Source organism: Candidatus Cloacimonas acidaminovorans str. Evry (genome assembly GCF_000146065.2).
GTDB classification, from domain to species: Bacteria; Cloacimonadota; Cloacimonadia; order Cloacimonadales; family Cloacimonadaceae; genus Cloacimonas; species Cloacimonas acidaminivorans.
In genome coordinates this window covers 810,004-827,386 of record NC_020449.1, presented here as the reverse complement: position 1 = coordinate 827,386, position 17,383 = coordinate 810,004, and the positions used below count along the sequence as shown (strand labels likewise).

The following is a 17,383-nucleotide window of genomic DNA, read 5'->3' as shown; positions in this document are numbered from 1 at the left end:
CCTATGATAAAATGTTTATTTTCACTTACAATTTATAATCTCTTTTTCTCTTTGTAAACTTAATCTCTTTCTCTCTTTGTAAAATTAATCTCTTTTCCTCTTTCCCTCTTTGTAAACTTAATCTCTTTCTCTCTTTCCCTCCTTGTGAAATATCCGCTCTGCAGCAAGGAGGATAGCATCTATAATTTGCTGGTATCCTGTGCATCTGCAAATATTTCCTTTAATTGCTTCTCTGGCTTCTTCCCGCGTGGGCTGTTTATTTTCCAGCAAAAAGGCATAAGCGGTTAAAACCATTCCCGGGGTGCAAAATCCGCATTGAATTGCTCCTGCATCAATAAATGCCTGCTGAACAGGATGTAAAGTTCCATCGGAAGATGCCAGTCCCTCAATCGTTAAGACCTGTTTATCGGCAACATCTTTTAATTTCAGCAGGCAGGAACGCATTGGTTTATTATTTATCAGAATTGTGCAACTTCCACAAACACCAATATCACAACCGATTTTGGTTCCCGTTAAATCCAGATTTTCCCGCAAATAGGAGGAAAGTTTCAGTTCAGCAAGGTTTTCGGACACAGTATATTCAATGTTATTTACAGTTATTTTCATTTTTGCTTTCCTTTAACATATTCCCAAACCTGCGGAGCCATAGGCAGGTCTGTAAATCTTTTTCCCGTAGCTCTGTAAAGGGCATTGGCAATTGCTGGAGCGGTAATTTCCAAAGCCGGTTCTCCAATTCCTTTTGCCTTGGAAGGTGAATTGGGATCGGGATTTTCCACAAAAATAGCCGTCATTTCCGGTAAATCGGTACTTCGCATCACTCTATAGCTGTTAAAATTGCTTGCCTTTGGTTCGCCATTTACCAAGGAGAAATTTTCGTATAGGGCATAACCCGCTCCCATTGCCATTCCACCATAAATCTGACCAGCCAGTAAAGCAGGATTGATAGCTCTGCCAATATCGTGAGCGGCAACTAAATTCAGTAAAGTGATTTTCCCTGTTTGGGAATTCACTTTTAGTTCCGCTGCCTGGCAACTGTAAACCCAGGAAAAATAAGCGTTTCCATGGCCTGTTTCTTCATCCCAGCTAATTGGCGGTGCCTGAAAAACTCCGAAGGCATAGGGATAAATTTGATGATCATAACATAAACGAACTGCTTCAAAGTAATCCGCAACTTTTTCTCCCTGAGCGAAATAGACATTACCATCTTTATAACTGCAATCCTTTATGCCAAGAGCTTTTTCTACTCCCTCACAGAGGCGCTGTTTAATTATTTTTGCAGCATTAACAACAGCTCCTCCCCCCATAATAGTTCCTCTGGAAGCAACTGTAGAACCCCCATCGGGAATATTGGAAGTGGAAGGTAAACGATAACGAATAAGCTCTTTAGGAATGCCAAGTTCTTCTGATGCAATTAAGATCATTGCACTTTGAGCTCCTTGACCGTTTTCGTGAACTCCCGTTTCCAGTAAAACACTGCCATCGGGTTGAATATAAATAATAGCGCTGTTCATATCGGTTCCTTCTGCTCCTAAACTAACTCCCCGATAAGAAATTGCATAACCGATACCATACCATTCATCTATCTTAGGATTGCCGAAACTGCATTTCTTTACTTTATTTTCGTAATCAATTTCTTTTAAAACGCTATCCATAACCTCCTGCAAAGAAACGGTATGATTATCCAGTTTCTGATCAGTAATTGTCTTGCTGCCTTGATGAACCATATTTATCTTTCGGAATTCTGTTTCATCCATATTCAATTTTTGAGCAGCCATTTCTATTAACTGTTCTATGGCAAAATTTACCTGCGGAGAACCAAAACCTCTGAAAGCTCCGGAAAAAATGTTGTTGGTATAAACACCATAAACATCACTCTGCACATTGGGAACTTCATAGCAGCCACAACTTTGAACTGTGGAACGCCAAGTTACCCAAGGCGTTACACTACAATAGGCACCACCGTCTGCAATAATACGTGCTTTGATAAAGACGATTTTGCCGTTCTTTTTCAGTCCCATTCTATATTGCAGTTTATAAGGATGCCGTTTATAACTTTCCCGCATACTCATTTCCCGGCTGTAAGTTAATTTTACCGGTCTCTTTGTTAGGTAAGCACATAAAGCCGCTCTGGCACAAACCAAAGCCGCTGTATCATCTTTTCCTCCAAAACCGCCTCCCATAGGAATATTTTTCACTTCCACTGCGCTTAGTTTACAACCCAAAGTGGAAGCAACAAATCTTCTTGTAGAAAAAGGATGTTGCATACTGCCAAGAACTTCCATAACTCCATCAGGACGTAAATAACAAAGTGCTGTTTCCGGTTCCAGATAAGTGTGCTCTACGCGTGAAGTATTAAATTCCTGTTCCATAATAATATCTGCTTCTTTTTCACCCTGTTCAATATCACCGGTTCGCACTTTATGATAGTTGCAGATATTACTGCCAAAATCAGGATTAACCAAAGGGCTTGTGCCTTGCATTGCCTCTTCTGGATTATAAACAGCGGGAATTTCTTCCAGTTCCACTTTAATTAAAGGCAAAGCCGAAAGAGCTATTTCCCGAGTTTCTGCCACAACTAAGGCAATAACATCTCCCGCGGAACGAATCCTTCTATTAATTATAGTGTGACAATCTTTAATAATCTGGCCAAATTTGATCTTCCCGGGGATATCCTTTGCCGTATAAACAGCTACTACTCCTTTTTGCTTAAGCGCTTCAGAGTAATCAATTGATTTAATTATAGCACTTGCCACTTGAGAATGCAAAGGAACAGCATAAAGCATATCAGGAAGTTTATAATCATCAGTATATTTTGCTCTGCCTGTTACTTTAGCAGCAGCGTCATTACGAAATGCATCAGTAAACATTATTATTATGCCTCCTTAATTCATAATAGCTCCAAAAATCAATCCACGGATTAGGTGTATTTGCCCAACTGGGAATAACAGGAATTGGAGCTCCCAAGCGTTCATAACTAAGCTTATCATTTTGAACCGAAAAACCCATCAGTTTAGCTGGATTAAAACTTATAAAATTAAAAAGTTGCTCCATACTAAGCTTGCCTTTTTCTACCAAATGCTCTGCCAGCAAAGTAAAAAGAACTCCGCTTCCTGCAATGCCCATTGGGGTTTTGGCAGGATACAAAATTCCTACATCTTTGGTTTCAGAACTAAAAGCACAATGATCACTGGCAATAATATCAAAAACACCATCCTGTAAAAGTTCCAGTAAAAGACCTCTACTGCTTTCACTACGTAATGGAGGAGAACAAAGCCAACGATGACCTTCCGGTTCATTTAAGACCTCTTCATTCAAAAGCAAATAGTGAGGTGCAGTTTCACAAGTAATATAATCCGCTTCTTTTTTTGCCTGTTGAACTAAAAGCGCTGCCTGAGGAGAAGAAATATGCACTATGTGAAGAGGATAATGATGTTTTATAGAAAGATCAAGTAACTTTTCTACTGCAGAAATTTCCGCCTTTTCAGGACGCCGCAAACAGTGATCCGAAGGATTATGAAAAGGATAGCGTTCACTATATTCACTAATAATTTCATCATCTTCACAGTGCACCAGCAATCTTTTTTTAGGAGAAGGCATTTCTTCCATCAAGTGTTCAATACTTTCATAGCTTTGATATAGCCCTGCCTCACGATAGGTAGTATAGAGCTTCAAATCGGTATCTTCCTTAAGAATGTTTTCTAATCTGCGAATATCTAACTGCCTGGGAGTTAAATGCCAGAAAACCTTTCCCAAAAAGCTGCGGGACGCTTTTCGCATTCTTCCCAGTTTGGAAGAAAGCGGTTCATTCTGGCTTTCGGTTACAAAAACACCAATTCCTTCCAAACCGTTATGTTCATAAAGAAGATTGAAACTTTTCCAACTATCTGCTAAAAGGTGTCCACCAATGGTTTCACCAATATGCACATGGAAATCGTAAATTCCGCTTGCTTTCATAGTTTTACAGCTCCAGGGTCTTTCAAACCGTGACCTGTTATCAATAATACAATATCCTTAGCATCTTTTAACCAACTATGATTTACTACCTTTTTTAGTCCAGCCAAAGTTGCTGAAGAAGAGGGTTCACTAAAAACACCTGTTTCTTTTGCCAGTTCCAACTGAGCTTCCTGAATTTCTTTATCGCTTACCCTGATGCATTTTCCGTCTGTTTCTTTAAGTGCTTTAACAGACCAATGCGCTAAAGCAGGTGTCTTCACTTTAATGGAATCGGCTATCGTAATAGGGTTTTCAGCATCGTGATAAATTCCTGTTTCCCAATAGGAAGTAATGGCATCACTGCTTTCTGCCTGAACACATAAGAGATGAGGCATTTTTTCTGTTATTCCGGCTTTTTTTAAGTCCAAAAATGCTTTGTAGATACCTGTTAAAATAACTCCATCGCCAACCGGAATCACAATCCAATCCGGAACTTTGTATCCATTTTGAACATAAATTTCAATTCCGGCACTTTTTTTGCCATCTATGGTTAAAGGATGATAGCCCGTATTCCGACACATACAATTATGCGTTTTTGTATATTCCAACGCGGCTTTGAAAGCATCATCATAACTGCCATCAATCTTATGAAGTTCCGCATTATGCACCTGAATTTGAATTAATTTAGCAGGAGGAGCATTTTGAGGAGCAAAAATAACAACTTTCAAGCCAGCTGAAGCACCTAAACAGGCAAGTGAACAAGCAGCATTTCCTGTGCTAGCAGTTACAATTTCTTTAATCCCTTTTTGTAAAGCATCAGCTACAACAAGTTGTGAGGCACGATCTTTATAACTGCCACTAGGATTTAAACCGTCAAATTTTATCCACAATTTTGTGTAGTTGGACGCCGTTCCTCCGCTTTTCAAACCAGGAATATTAACCCTAAAAAAAGGTGTGTTCCCTACAGGCAAAGGAGGATAAAATTTAGAATTTACAGCACTGAAAAGAAGAGGGTCAGGATTTTGTTTCCATTTTCTGCCAATTTCTTCATAGTTAAAAACCGCTTCCAAAACTCCTTTTAACGGCATTCCTGGTAGATAATCCCGGCCGCATTCATCACAAAGATAATGCAGTTCATTAGGGTCAAATTCTTTTCCGCATTCAATACAGCGGTATTTAGTTAAATAACTCTTCATCTATTTCTCGCATAGATTTCGCTAATTTCCCAGATAAAAGAATAGCACCAGGATTTATTCCAATTAACACAGATTCTTCTTTATAATTTTCAATTGTCAATTCTTCTCTTTCTCTCTTTTTCTCTTTGGGAAAAATCCATCTCACTTTTCCTGTGATAATCTATAAACCAGCGCAGCATAAAAAGCAGCAGCTTTGGTTAAATGTTCAATCGGGCATGCTTCATTAGGTGCATGAGCATAAATTTCATTGCCGGGACCTAATCCAATACAGGGAATTCCTTTCATTCCTGCAATAGAAACACCATTAGTGGAAAAAGTCCATTTATCAATAAGTGGCTTTGTTCCCAGGGTTTTTGTGTAGGCATCAGCGGCATTTTGCACATAAACTGAATCCAAAGGTGTAACCCAAGTAGGATAATATTTTTCTGTAGGATAAACAAATCCTGTATATGCTGCCTCCTGATAAGTTAAAATTTCTATTGTGGCATCAGGATAACCGGCTTTTTTACAGGCATCCTGAACTTCGGCAACAGCGCTTTCTTTATTTTCTCCGAAGGTCAAACGTCTGTCTAAATGAATGCGTGCACTATCGGGAACAGCACATTGGCTTGGTCCTGTAAAAAAGACCTGAGTTACGCAAATACTTCCTTTTCCCAAAAAATCGTCATAACGCAGATTTTGATGCAATTTCTCTATTTCTAAAGCAATACGGGAAATTTTATAAATGGCATTATCTCCGCGTTCAGGAGCAGAACCATGACAGGAAAGTCCTTTAATGCTAACCTCCATTTCCATTCTACCTCTATGACCCCGATAAATATTCAGGTTTGTCGGTTCTGTAATTACAACAAGTTCGGGTTTAATTTCTCCTTCTTGAAGAATATACTGCCAGCATAAGCCATCGCAGTCCTCTTCCATAACTGTTCCTGTAAAATAAATGCTAAATTCCTTTGCCAAATCCAAATCTTTCATTATGCGGGCAGAAGTAAGCATACTTGCCATTCCGCTTTTCTGATCAACAGTTCCTCTACCCCAAATTTTTCCGTCTTTGATGTGAGCAGCAAAAGGATCAAAATCCCAAAGAGAAAGGTCTCCCGGATAAACAGTATCAATATGTGCGTCAAAAGCAATCACTTTTTTGCCTAAACCCAAACGACCGATAACATTACCCAAAGGGTCTATATAGGCATCGTCCATTCCTATTTCCTGCATTTCTTTCAGGATACATTCTGCAACTTCTTTTTCTTTAGTAGAGAAAGAAGGTATTTTCACCATATCCATTAAAAAACGGGTGCTGGTATCTTCATAATGTTTTGCCCTTGCAAAAATCTCTTTATACATTATCAATCTCCTTATGTCTTTACGGCAAAAAATTTAACGCCGATTCTGCACATTTATTTTTTATACCGAGGTTTATTTCCAATTCCCACAGCGTTATTTTTCCTTTTTTTACATTCTTCATTTTAATTTCTTCTCTTTTGCTCTTTGTAAAAAAATCTATTTCGCCTTTCAAAATCTGTCCCACAATTTTTCCGCTAATTCTCTTGCCTTGGCTTTAACTTCCTGTTCATCAATATCCAGCAGCAATTCTCCGTTCCACATCAGGATTTTGCCCTGACAAATAGTTGCTTCCACATTTGCCTGGGAAATTCCGTAAATCAAATGTCCCATCCATGTTTCTTCATTAAAAGGAGTATGCGGAATGTAATCAACCACAATAATATCTGCAGGACTGCCTTCATTTATTGTTCCAAATTTTGCCCCCCAATATTTTTGCGCAATTAGCGGATTATTAAAAACCAGAGCAGAGGCAAGTTCAACAAAGCCACGCGAGGGATCATTTTGTTTAAGATGTTGAGCCCATATACCAACTCTGACTTCTTCCAGCATATTATTGGTCATTGCATCTGTGCCAATACCGACAGTTACACCCAATTCCGTCATTTTACAAACATCGGCAATGCCCACAGCATTATTCAAATTGGATTGCGGATTAGTAACAATTGCAGCCCCTTTTTCCGCCACCAGGATCAATTCCTTAGGGCTTAAATGGACACAATGAGCCAGGATGCTTTTATTATTCAACAAATTAAAATCGCTCAAGCGCTCCACAACTCTTTTACCATAATGCTCCAGATTGTATTTTTCATCCGATTCGGCTTCCGCAGTATGAATATGAATACCGCAGTTAAGTTCCCGAACCTTATCAGCTACAATAGATAGGGTTTTGTCCGAAAGCGTAAAAGCGGAATGTAACCCAAAAAGTCCTTTTAAATAAGGATTGGGATTGTTTTGACAATTTTTTATCCAGTTATAGTTTTCCTCAATTCCTTCTTGGGCAATTTTATCTCCGTCTCTATCTGAAACCTCATAGCATAAAGATGCTTTTATTCCCGTTTCTTGAACCGCTTTGGCAATTTGAGAAAGAGAACCTTTCACGGCAAAGGGGGAAGCATGATGATCAATAATAGTGGTTGTTCCTTTCCGAATGGAACTGAGGATGGAAATTAAGGCGCTATAATAGTTATCTTCAGAAAGCAGTTTTTTATCCAAACGCCACCACAAATTTTCCAGCACAGCATTAAAATTTTTGGCAGGAGCAGCTTTTCCCAAGCCGGTTACAAAAGTAGAATAGAAATGATGATGAGCATTTATGAGCCCGGGCATAATGATTTTGCCTTCTACATCTATGCGTTCACAAACCTCATCGGGAAAGCTTTTTTCTGAACCAATTTGCAGGATATAACCATCATCAATTAAAATTTCTGCTTGCTCTAAAACCGGATGGCTACTATCAAATGTTAGAATTGTGCCACCTTTCAGTATGTATCTATTCATCTTTACTCCTCTCTTTAAACTTTATCTATGCAGAAAAAGGAAGATGGCTATATTTGTCAAGCTGGAATGTAGGAAAATAGTAAGAGCATAATCTGTGAGAGTGGCACAATGAGATTGGCTTCAAAAATATAAGGTTCATACTTAGTTGACTGCATATTACTGAAGTAACAACCAAGTAACAACTCCGTAACGAAACTACTGCAGTGTTACGGAAGTGTTACGGAGTCGTTAGATAATCTACTATGTTACAAGCAATTACTCATATTTTATTGTAGGAGACAAAAGAAAGGGATAATTTATTGATACTTTAAAAGTTAAGCTATTTTGGAGGAATATTTAGTGCAGGAGGGATTACAAATATTTAATTTGCATTTATCCGTTATATCCGTTAAATCAGTGTTGCTAATTTTAAAGTTGTCACAATTTATTGTATAGCCATAGCTCGTTGAAGCTCCGCGTTTTTTTGCCGAAGAACATCATCCTCCGGCTACACATTAAAAATTCCCAAGGAAAAAAAGACGGGGACATCATATTATCCTGTGTTTACTGTTTGGAGTATTTATCACCGAGTATTTTTGTCCCCGTCCAATATTGAAAGAGATTTTGTTATTAAGCAGGTAATTATTTATTCTTTTGGCTGTAGCAATTCCTGTAAGTGTTTTACATATTCTTTTGCTCCCCCGGGTCTATACCCCGTGCGAGCAATTTCTTCACCTTTAGAATTTACGAGAACAATGGTGGGAAAACCCTCAATCTCATATTCTTTCATTTTTTGTTCATTAAATTTTTGCAATTCTTCACTTTGTTCAATATCACGGGGAAAATCAACTTTCAGCAAAACGAGATTTTTTTTGGCATACTCTAAAAATTCGCCTTTACCGAAGACCTCTTCCTCCAGTTTTTGACACCAGATACACCAGTCAGAACCTGTAAAATCAACAAAAACGGGACGATTCAACACATCAGCTGTTTTCATTGCATCGTTCCAATCAGTAAGCCACACACCGGTTTTAGATTTAGGATTTTTTCCTCCGGACTCTAATTTTCCGTTATCTTTTGTTCCATCTTCATTTATTGTAGGTTTATCGGTTTTTTCACAACCTAAAAATGCTATAGACAAAGACAGTATAATGATAAGCCACCATTTCATAAGGGAACCTCCAAATTGTTAATATAGATTTTGGGAATTATCTTCGCAGCTTTTTTCAACATAGCATTCACGGCGCAGTATTTTTCCAGGGAAAGTTTTACTGCTTTTACTATTTTTTCAGCTGGAAGGTTATTGCCTTGAAAGTTGTAAGTTAAAGTTATCGTATGATAAATAATAGGATGCTCAGTAGCAGATTCACCCCGAGCATCCATTTCCAAATTATAATCCTTTATTCCCATTTTTTCCAGAATGGAAACAATATCCATTCCGCTACAGCCACTTAAGGCGGCAAGCAATAAAGGTTTAGGCCTCGGACCTTGATCAGTACCGCCAAAATAGGGATCAGCATCCATAATCAGCTTATGTCCGTTGACTTCAGCTGTAAAGCTCATCCCACCAGACCAAACGGTTTTTACATAAGTGGACATTATAATCCTGCTATTGTCTCTTTCAATACCTCTTCATATTTTTCCACATAGAGTTTAAGTGCCTTATAGATTGCCTCAATATCTTTTTCAGGTATTTTCTTCAGTATTTTTGCCTGTTGATCTAAAACTGTCTGTAAGCTGTTAGCTGCCAGTTTCTTACCTTTTTCAGTAATCCGGGCAAACCAGCAACGACGGTCTTCTTCCGAAGGTTCACGAATAACAAGTTGTTTGGCAACAAGGTTATCCATAATTCTGGTAATTCGGCTATGAGAAACATTCAGTTCCTTAGCCAGTTCGTTCATATTGGCAGGACCGTTTACCTTATAAAGGTAGTTTAGCAGCATACACTCCATTCTTCCTGCTTGTAAGCATGCTTTTTGAGCATAGTCAATTTCACTCAAAACCATTTGCAGGCGAGTGATGAGCTCGTGGAATTTTTTTGCATAATCAGCCATTTGATTCTCCTTTTTTAGTATTATATAAGTTTAATAAACGATTGATCTTTTCCAGATCAAAACCAACTACTGGAATATTATTTATCCATATTTGCGGAACAGCTTCCTGTCCGCTTTTGCGGATCATATCATTACGAGCCGCAATATCCCTGGAAACATCTATGTCTGTAAAATTCTGGTTTATGGATTTCAGATACTCCTTCGCTTTCTTGCACCAGATACAAGAAGGAGTGGAAAATACAATTACTTTTGCAGACATTTTAATCTCCCTATTTCACATTATAACGCAAAATTTCCCCAAAGCAAAAAATATTTTTGCCGATTAAAAATTACGCTTGAACAACGGTAAAAAAACTTAACCCTTAAAATGCTATTATAGATAACTATCCAGCAAGATGCTTAATTTTCTTGCCATAAAATAACATCAGATTATTATGGCAAAAAATTTGAGGTTGATTTTATGGCAACTATTTTCTTCTGCACTGAGTGCGGTTTTGAAACCGGTAAATGGAGTGGAAAATGCCCTGCCTGCGGAGCTTGGGGCACTTTAAAAGAATCTACTCGCGTAACGGGAAAAAATAATAAACCCGTAGAAACATTACCTCTAAGTAAACCCGAAAGAATAATTGATCTGGAATATGATGAATTTTCTCGCTTGCTGACCGGAATAAAAGAATTTGACCTGGTTCTGGGTGGAGGAATTGTAAAAGGTATGCTGATTTTGATCGGCGGTGAACCCGGAATTGGTAAATCTACTCTTATGCTGCAACTTTCTGAATGGATGGGTAAACAGAATAAAAAAACACTCTATTGTTCGGGTGAAGAAAGTGCCGAACAAATTCGCTTACGCAGTAAACATTTGAAAGTTACAAGTGAAAATATTTATCTGCTATGTACTAACAATGCGGAACACATTATTGAAGCAATTGAAGATAATAAACCTGATCTGGCAATTGTGGATTCTATTCAATCGGTAAGCATCCCTTCACTTGATGCCCTTCCTGGAACTGTCACTCAATTAAGAGAAACTACCAGTCGCCTATTACGAACGGTTAAAAACTTAGGTATACCTCTATTTTTAGTAGGTCATGTAACCAAAGAAGGATTAGTTGCGGGACCAAAAATTATTGAACATATGGTAGATACCGTTCTCTATTTTGAAGGAGAACAACGCAGTCAATACAAAATTCTGCGAGCAGTAAAAAATCGTTTTGGTTCTACCAACGAAATAGGTCTTTTTGAAATGACCCATCTCGGTTTGATAGAGGTCTCCAATCCCAATAATATCTTTCTCAGCCACGAACAAAATAACATCGGAACTGCTATTAGTTGTATTATGGAAGGTAGCCGCAGTTTCATTGTGGAAGTACAAACACTTGTAAATGCTTCCAATTACGGAACTCCGCAAAGAGTAGCAGTAGGACTGGACCAAAAAAAATTGGCTATGCTTTTAGCTATCTTGGAAAAAAACCTCTCACTTTATCTTCGCAATTGTGATGTCTTTGTAAATTTGACAGGTGGAATACGCAGTACCGATCCTTCCTTGGATTTGGCTATTTTAGCTGCTCTAATTTCCAGTATGAAAGATCAACCACTAATTGAAAAAGCCGTATTTATCGGGGAAGTTGGCTTAAATGGAGAAGTTCGTCCTGTTTCCCAATTGGATAAACATATCAGCCAAACTCTGAAATTGGGTTATGAGAAAATCTTCATTTCCAGTTACGCTAAAGTAAAAGCCAATCCAAAAGTTGTTAAAGTAAAAGATATCAAAGCTCTATATAGTGCGTTAAGATAACTTTCGCATAAAAGGAATAAAGGATTGTTTCACAGAGAGATAAAGCGAATTAATTGACAATTGAGAATGTAAGACAGGAGTCATTTGCGCCTTAATAAATTTTTAGCCTGGAGATAACTTTGACGGTGTATATGGCTTATGACGACAAATATCCAAATATCTGTGCAATCTGTGTTATCTGTGAGGGCATATATTACAGAAATCTTTTCACTACTTCAACAACCTCAGGTAGGTCCATTCCTATTTTTTGCAAATGTTCAATTTTAGGAACTCCTTCTTTTGTCCAACCCTTTCTTTCATAGACAGCATCAATCAATTGCTGATATTGGTCTTCTCTATATTTTCTTAAAATATCCATCTTTTCAGCAGTGCTTTTCCCTTCAGGGTCAACACCTATTTTTTCTTTCAACTGCTGATCATAGCGTTCCTGACGGGAAAGATATTCTTCTTCAGTTACAGGACCCACAGCTCTATAGGGTGGAACATCATCAATCCTTCTTCCTTTTCCCATCCGCAAACAAAAGACCTTCTGGAAATTATAGACCCTTTCTGACTGTTCAATCAGAGAAACTTTATCCAATGGTTTACCCGTTATAGCTTTATAGATATCAACATAGTTTTGAACATGTTCCGGAACTTTTGCCGGTTCATCGGTTTCAGCATTATTTGCCGGTTCAATATCGTTCCAGGGAAGTTTACATAATCCCTGCAAACCAAACCAGGTTCTAAACATCGGAAAATAATGCAATGCCTCAGCTTTATCCTTAAAGGTAGGAATTTGGTTATTCACCATATCCATAAAAATAAGCCATGCCTCGTCATGTTGAGGTCCTTTTAAGGCAAGAGTATAACCACCCTGTTGAGCCAGGGACTCTTTACTCATATATTGTGAATATTCCAAACCCTTTGCTTCCATACCAATGTCTTGCAGGAAATTGGGATCGGCACCATATTTTTCTGCAAAAATCTGCTTCATTCTGCGCACACCTTGTCCTACTATAACTCCAAAACCTTCTCCCTTAGCCATTTGATGTAAAAGTTCCAAGGCAGCATCTGCATTTCCCCAGGTAAGTTCAAGTCCGCCAGTGCGTTCTTTATTCAAAATACCGTTTTCATAACATTCCATAGCAAAAGCGGTGCTGGTTCCAAAAGAAATTGTATCCACTCCATAAGTATCACAGTAAAAATTAATTTCTACTACATCCCGGGCATTGAAAACACCGATATTACTTCCGCAACCCGCAGCTGTTTCATATTCAGGACCGTCCACACAGACCTTTTGACCTTTGTAGGGTCCGGTTCTTGGTTCAAAATTATCCACACCTTTACAACAGGAAAGAGAACAACCATACCAACAACCATCTGGCATACCTTGAGTAAATAGATTCTTAAATTCGCGGGAATGTAAACCTTCCGCTTCCGGGCTTTGACCATATTTAAAATTGCGGATAGGCAGTAAATCGTAATCATTCATAATTTCCATCAAATGTGCAGTTCCCACTTGGCGCATCCGATTTTGAGTGGCATCCCCCTCTTCTATTTCTTTATGCAGTTTCAAGCCAGTCATTCTAAGGGTTTCAGCATCCTCGGGATTATTAGAATCCACTTTCAGACCGGAATATTTTACCACCAATGCTTTTATTTTCTTGTGCCTGAATACACTACCTGTTCCACCTCTACCTGCCTGTTTCAAACGAGCCACTTTTCTTCTTTTATCCCAAAAGGAAAAATTCAGACAGGTGATTAAAACATTATCTGCCGCTTTGCCACTGGAAACCACAGAAACAAATTGATATTTATCCGGTCCGTCGGCAAATTCTTTAATCAATTCTTCAGCAAGAATATGACTATTAATCTCTTCGTCGGGAGCGGAAAGAATTTGCACAATGCCTTTATCACCATCTATATAAATTATCACTTCCTCATTGGCAATTCCTTGGAGTTCAATAGCATCCCAGCCGGAAAATTTGGCATAAGGACCAAAATGACCACCTACATTACAGTCCACAGGAATTCCCGTTAAAGGCGAAATAGTTGTAACAATGGATTTTCCGCTACCTGGATAACTAGTATTTCCACAAAGCGGACCGAAAGAAATGCAGATTTCATTTTCGGGACTATCCCATTTGGTATCATCTTGAACACTATGCCACATCAGATAAAGGTCAAAACCTTTCCCACCAACAAATTTATCAATCATTAGCTCGGTAACTGGCTTTTGTTTTATTTCATTAGTGCTTAAATTTATATACAATGAGCGTTTATTATAGCCACGAATAACAGGTGCCAGGTCATATTTGAATTCGGAAATTAATTTACGGTTCATTTTTCTCTCCTTAAGCGGTTACTAATTCTATTGCTTCAGCGGGACAGGTTTTGGGGCAACTTCCGCAAGCAATGCATTTAAAAGGATTATAAACACCTTTAGCAAAACGCATTGCATTATTCGGACAGGCAGCTACGCACATCAAACAGCCAATACAAAGGGATTTATTCAACATAACTACCCCTTGAGTATTAATGGTTAATGCTAAAGTAGGACATATATCAATACAATTCCCGCATTGATTACAGACAATCATTTCCGGAGGATAAACCTCTTCGTTAATTACTATGCACGATTTTTCTGCATTATCCTCTTTAAAATAGAGTTTGGAGCAGGCGCTTTCGCAATTATGGCAGGTTATGCATTTATCAGGAAAGGTCTTTAGCACTTTCATTATAAAAATTCCCCCTTTTCTTTAATGATTCCATATCAAAATCTGGAAATATTATGTCAACTATAATCTCACGGAAAGGATAGTTCCGAGCTTATTATCTCTGTGGTCAAACTCTAAAAAATCATCCTTTCTTTGCCATTCATTATCCAGTTTCAGGTAGGCGATTAAATTCAAATGATTTTTCAAGCGTAAAATTCCATATAATCCAAAATTAAGATTTTCAGAGGCATTTTCACCTTTGGTTTTATTGTATAAATACTCCAAAATACCAATTAGCCGATATGATTCCTTTCCGATAAAATTTAACCGCATATTTCCTGTAATATTGTAAGTATTTTCCTTTATATCGTTTTTGTAATCCTCTTTCTTTTCAGAATCATAGCGAAAATCAAGCCCGAAATATTTCCCGAAATTAAGGGCAAGAATGCCGTCTAAAACAATCTGTGAGTTATCCACATAATCATTTTTTCTGTCTTCTGTGGTAAATCTGCATAACACACTACTGGCAGATTTATTGGCTAATAATAAGGGACTGCAGTCAGGAGCATGCCCATTTAGGAAAAAAGGTTCCAGATAAAAATTCCGCATACTGGAAGCGTAAACATAAGCGCTAAACCGTTTTTTAGGAGTCCAATCCAGATAGTCATCCGGAAAATATTCAGATACTTTAATTAGCTCTTCCTCTGATACCTTATCCGGTATCTCATTATATTCATATTCCATTCCCAGTTCTGCTATTTGACTTTTACTGCTATAGCGTTTAGCCATTTGAGCTTTATAGGACGAAAAATCAACTTCGGGATAAATATCGCTTAAATCGGTATGCATTAACCAGCCAAAAAGTCGTAATGATTCCGAATTAGGAAAACCGGCACCTATTCCATACTTGTTAAAATGATAACTTGTTGCCTTTTTATCTGTATCATTACGGTTATTTATCAAGTTATAAAAGACCTCTACTCCTGCTAATCTGGATTTTACACCAATAGTATTAAATGAATTAAACTCTTGAATATTTCCCCCACTATTTGGCACATCAAGATACAAGAATTCCTGAGCGGAATGAAAAGTGACATTTTTACTCCATTCGGGAAAACTGGAATAACTATCATAATCCATTTCCGCTTGAATATTTTGGGGATAATGAAAGGAAGAATTGCCTTCCCAAAAAGAAAAATTCCTGTTCTTCAAGGTTCCAATTCCAAAATCAGCTCTTGCTTCAAATGTCTTATCCTTTAAGGAAAAAGGAGAAATTGTTTCCCCCTGCATTGACCAAGTTAAAGTGCAAAACAAACACACTATTATAATTTTTATTCCGTTTCGCATTTATTACTCCTCTTTAAGATAATGCTTATTTTTAGGGCTGGCTGTTGCTGTCAATGGTTTTTTGAGGGAAAGATAGAGAAATGGTGATTGCTTTAATGAAAAATTGAGAATGGAAAATTATAAATCCTTTCTAATATATATCTGTGTTATCTGTGTAATCTGTGAGAGAGAAAATTACACAAATCCTGCTCCTCCTAAGCCCATTATCAATTGAAATCTATATGATATGCATAATTCGTGAAAGATATACATTGTTATTGACACAATTTCCCCGTAATTTATCCTGCCAAAAAGATGAAATGAGGTTAAAAAATGCAGAAATATCAAATTGTCATAATCCTGATAACTGCCCTCTTATTTTCGGCTTGCTGCCACCATAAAACCAAAGAGATCACTCCGGAAACTGAAAACTTTAATTATACCGGCAGTAAATTTCACAACAATTATATTTGGGGCGGAGCAATGAATCTTGCCTGGAATGAACTGATAGAAAGTTTTACAAGTGAACCCATTGAACTTGATACTAAAGATGAATCCGCACTTAAAACACTGTATTGCTTAAATAATCCCGTTTTTTCTAAAGCCGATATAGATGCTGCAAGTTATTATGTGAAAAGCGGATACGGTCAAAAAACAGTTAATCTTATCAATTATGAATGCAGGGCAAAATTTCCTGACAAAACCATACCAGATTTGCAGTTAAAATTAGGTGACAGAGATATTATCTCTTATGCCTATTTTCTTAAACAAATTGAATATGCAATCGCTTTCCAAAAGCAGGAATTGAATTTTATGGATCAAAAAATTAATGGTTTTACTTCCGGTGCTGAAAGCTATTCCAATGTTTATATTTTGGCTTATGAAAATGACGATAAGTTCTTGCTCGCTTTGAAATTAAAAGATAACCAAGACCAGATTTTTCTGGCTAAGGGATTTCCAATGGATAAACCCGATGAGGTCTTAAAAATGCTGAAAACAAAGGCACCAGCTCAAGAAAAAGCAGATTTTATGCCTGGAACTGTAATGAACCGGAAAGATATTTTTCAGGCACCGATTTTACACCTAAATTATGAACGCGAGTATAAAGAAATGCTAAATAAAAAGGTTACAAACAAAAAACTTGACGGTTACCAAATTGCTCTAATGCAGGAAATTATCAAATTTGATATGGACGAAAAAGGTGCCCGCGTTGAAAATGAAGCTATCATAGGAATGATAACTTCCATAAATCCTGATGCTTATAAACCCAAAAATCTGATCTTAGATAAGCCCTATTGGGTGATTATGAAACGGGCTAATTCCAATAATCCCTATTTTATTCTGGGAGTTGGTGATACAAAATTGATGCAAGCATCCGATTGAAAAAAGGTTAAGCTAAATCCTATTTAACCATTAGAGTGAATAATTCTCTTTTGTCAAACTTGATAAAGTCCGCTGGAATATAAGCTTATGTTTGATACTGCGTAAATATTTTTAATCTTATACAGATGTCTACTTTCGCAAGAATAACAAAGGACTTTTCATTCCAGAAATAATATAATT

General features: G+C 37.6%; 16 protein-coding genes. 2 read left to right on the top strand and 14 right to left on the bottom strand.

The features are described 5' to 3' along the window. Positions 1-117: 117 nt before the first annotated feature. The 11 genes from CLOAM_RS03420 to CLOAM_RS03375 all read right to left on the bottom strand — a co-directional run bounded on the left by CLOAM_RS03420 (position 118) and on the right by CLOAM_RS03375 (position 10,259). Positions 118-606 carry a (2Fe-2S)-binding protein gene (locus tag CLOAM_RS03420; protein ID WP_015424464.1) on the bottom strand — a complete coding sequence of 163 codons (489 nt, stop codon included), beginning with the start codon at positions 604-606 and terminating at the stop codon, positions 118-120. Further along, positions 603-2,867 (bottom strand): xanthine dehydrogenase family protein molybdopterin-binding subunit, encoded by a 2,265-nt coding sequence (locus CLOAM_RS03415; protein ID WP_015424463.1) that lies wholly within the window; start codon positions 2,865-2,867, stop codon positions 603-605. Before CLOAM_RS03415 ends, CLOAM_RS03420 begins: the two co-directional genes overlap by 4 nt. Next, entirely contained in the window at positions 2,857-3,954 is a 1,098-nt protein-coding gene (locus CLOAM_RS03410) for a dihydroorotase (RefSeq protein WP_015424462.1), read from the bottom strand. Before CLOAM_RS03410 ends, CLOAM_RS03415 begins: the two co-directional genes overlap by 11 nt. After that, complete coding sequence (locus CLOAM_RS03405) at positions 3,951-5,129, bottom strand: threonine synthase (protein ID WP_015424461.1); 1,179 nt, start codon at positions 5,127-5,129, stop codon at positions 3,951-3,953. Before CLOAM_RS03405 ends, CLOAM_RS03410 begins: the two co-directional genes overlap by 4 nt. Then, a complete protein-coding gene (locus CLOAM_RS09615; protein WP_015424460.1) occupies positions 5,110-5,274 on the bottom strand; it encodes a hypothetical protein in 165 nt (54 codons plus the stop codon). The genes CLOAM_RS03405 and CLOAM_RS09615 overlap by 20 nt, the downstream gene beginning before the upstream one ends. Beyond that, positions 5,271-6,470, bottom strand: a complete 1,200-nt coding sequence (locus CLOAM_RS03400; protein ID WP_044278891.1) for a YgeY family selenium metabolism-linked hydrolase — start codon at positions 6,468-6,470, stop codon at positions 5,271-5,273. Before CLOAM_RS03400 ends, CLOAM_RS09615 begins: the two co-directional genes overlap by 4 nt. A 168-nt stretch (positions 6,471-6,638) precedes the next feature. Next, complete coding sequence (ssnA, locus tag CLOAM_RS03395; protein ID WP_015424457.1) at positions 6,639-7,967, bottom strand: putative aminohydrolase SsnA; 1,329 nt, start codon at positions 7,965-7,967, stop codon at positions 6,639-6,641. A gap of 625 nt (positions 7,968-8,592) precedes the next feature. Then, positions 8,593-9,117, bottom strand: coding sequence for a thioredoxin family protein (locus CLOAM_RS03390; RefSeq protein WP_015424456.1), 525 nt, complete (start codon positions 9,115-9,117; stop codon positions 8,593-8,595). Next, on the bottom strand, positions 9,114-9,545 hold the full coding sequence (locus CLOAM_RS03385; protein WP_015424455.1) for an OsmC family protein: 432 nt from the start codon (positions 9,543-9,545) through the stop codon (positions 9,114-9,116). The genes CLOAM_RS03390 and CLOAM_RS03385 overlap by 4 nt, the downstream gene beginning before the upstream one ends. Continuing rightward, entirely contained in the window at positions 9,545-10,000 is a 456-nt protein-coding gene (locus tag CLOAM_RS03380; protein WP_015424454.1) for a MarR family winged helix-turn-helix transcriptional regulator, read from the bottom strand. The genes CLOAM_RS03385 and CLOAM_RS03380 overlap by 1 nt, the downstream gene beginning before the upstream one ends. After that, positions 9,993-10,259 (bottom strand): glutaredoxin family protein, encoded by a 267-nt coding sequence (locus tag CLOAM_RS03375; protein WP_015424453.1) that lies wholly within the window; start codon positions 10,257-10,259, stop codon positions 9,993-9,995. Before CLOAM_RS03375 ends, CLOAM_RS03380 begins: the two co-directional genes overlap by 8 nt. A gap of 201 nt (positions 10,260-10,460) precedes the next feature. Between CLOAM_RS03375 and radA the strand changes: the two genes are divergently transcribed. Further along, positions 10,461-11,795 carry a DNA repair protein RadA gene (radA, locus tag CLOAM_RS03370; protein ID WP_015424452.1) on the top strand — a complete coding sequence of 445 codons (1,335 nt, stop codon included), beginning with the start codon at positions 10,461-10,463 and terminating at the stop codon, positions 11,793-11,795. A gap of 193 nt (positions 11,796-11,988) precedes the next feature. On the opposite strand, the gene CLOAM_RS03365 is transcribed toward radA, so the two are convergent. From CLOAM_RS03365 to CLOAM_RS03355, 3 genes are read right to left on the bottom strand one after another with little or no spacing between them, the layout of a single operon-like run. After that, entirely contained in the window at positions 11,989-14,121 is a 2,133-nt protein-coding gene (locus tag CLOAM_RS03365; RefSeq protein ID WP_015424451.1) for an aldehyde ferredoxin oxidoreductase family protein, read from the bottom strand. A gap of 10 nt (positions 14,122-14,131) precedes the next feature. Next, positions 14,132-14,515, bottom strand: coding sequence for a 4Fe-4S binding protein (locus tag CLOAM_RS03360; protein ID WP_015424450.1), 384 nt, complete (start codon positions 14,513-14,515; stop codon positions 14,132-14,134). A gap of 60 nt (positions 14,516-14,575) precedes the next feature. Then, positions 14,576-15,841, bottom strand: a complete 1,266-nt coding sequence (locus tag CLOAM_RS03355) for a hypothetical protein (RefSeq protein WP_015424449.1) — start codon at positions 15,839-15,841, stop codon at positions 14,576-14,578. A gap of 312 nt (positions 15,842-16,153) precedes the next feature. On the opposite strand from CLOAM_RS03355, the gene CLOAM_RS03350 reads away from it, so the two are divergent. Then, positions 16,154-17,203, top strand: coding sequence for a hypothetical protein (locus CLOAM_RS03350; protein ID WP_015424448.1), 1,050 nt, complete (start codon positions 16,154-16,156; stop codon positions 17,201-17,203). The last annotated feature ends 180 nt before the right edge of the window (positions 17,204-17,383 follow it).

Excerpts from the sequence above, each read along its gene's own strand:
- CLOAM_RS03420 (WP_015424464.1), bottom strand. The coding sequence starts at position 606 with ATGAAAATAACTGTAAATAACATTGAATATACTGTGTCCGAAAACCTT.
- CLOAM_RS03415 (WP_015424463.1), bottom strand. The coding sequence starts at position 2,867 with ATGTTTACTGATGCATTTCGTAATGACGCTGCTGCTAAAGTAACAGGC.
- CLOAM_RS03410 (WP_015424462.1), bottom strand. The coding sequence starts at position 3,954 with ATGAAAGCAAGCGGAATTTACGATTTCCATGTGCATATTGGTGAAACC.
- CLOAM_RS03405 (WP_015424461.1), bottom strand. The coding sequence starts at position 5,129 with ATGAAGAGTTATTTAACTAAATACCGCTGTATTGAATGCGGAAAAGAA.
- CLOAM_RS03400 (WP_044278891.1), bottom strand. The coding sequence starts at position 6,470 with ATGTATAAAGAGATTTTTGCAAGGGCAAAACATTATGAAGATACCAGC.
- ssnA (WP_015424457.1), bottom strand. The coding sequence starts at position 7,967 with ATGAATAGATACATACTGAAAGGTGGCACAATTCTAACATTTGATAGT.
- CLOAM_RS03390 (WP_015424456.1), bottom strand. The coding sequence starts at position 9,117 with ATGAAATGGTGGCTTATCATTATACTGTCTTTGTCTATAGCATTTTTA.
- CLOAM_RS03385 (WP_015424455.1), bottom strand. The coding sequence starts at position 9,545 with ATGTCCACTTATGTAAAAACCGTTTGGTCTGGTGGGATGAGCTTTACA.
- CLOAM_RS03380 (WP_015424454.1), bottom strand. The coding sequence starts at position 10,000 with ATGGCTGATTATGCAAAAAAATTCCACGAGCTCATCACTCGCCTGCAA.
- CLOAM_RS03375 (WP_015424453.1), bottom strand. The coding sequence starts at position 10,259 with ATGTCTGCAAAAGTAATTGTATTTTCCACTCCTTCTTGTATCTGGTGC.
- radA (WP_015424452.1), top strand. The coding sequence starts at position 10,461 with ATGGCAACTATTTTCTTCTGCACTGAGTGCGGTTTTGAAACCGGTAAA.
- CLOAM_RS03365 (WP_015424451.1), bottom strand. The coding sequence starts at position 14,121 with ATGAACCGTAAATTAATTTCCGAATTCAAATATGACCTGGCACCTGTT.
- CLOAM_RS03360 (WP_015424450.1), bottom strand. The coding sequence starts at position 14,515 with ATGAAAGTGCTAAAGACCTTTCCTGATAAATGCATAACCTGCCATAAT.
- CLOAM_RS03355 (WP_015424449.1), bottom strand. The coding sequence starts at position 15,841 with ATGCGAAACGGAATAAAAATTATAATAGTGTGTTTGTTTTGCACTTTA.
- CLOAM_RS03350 (WP_015424448.1), top strand. The coding sequence starts at position 16,154 with ATGCAGAAATATCAAATTGTCATAATCCTGATAACTGCCCTCTTATTT.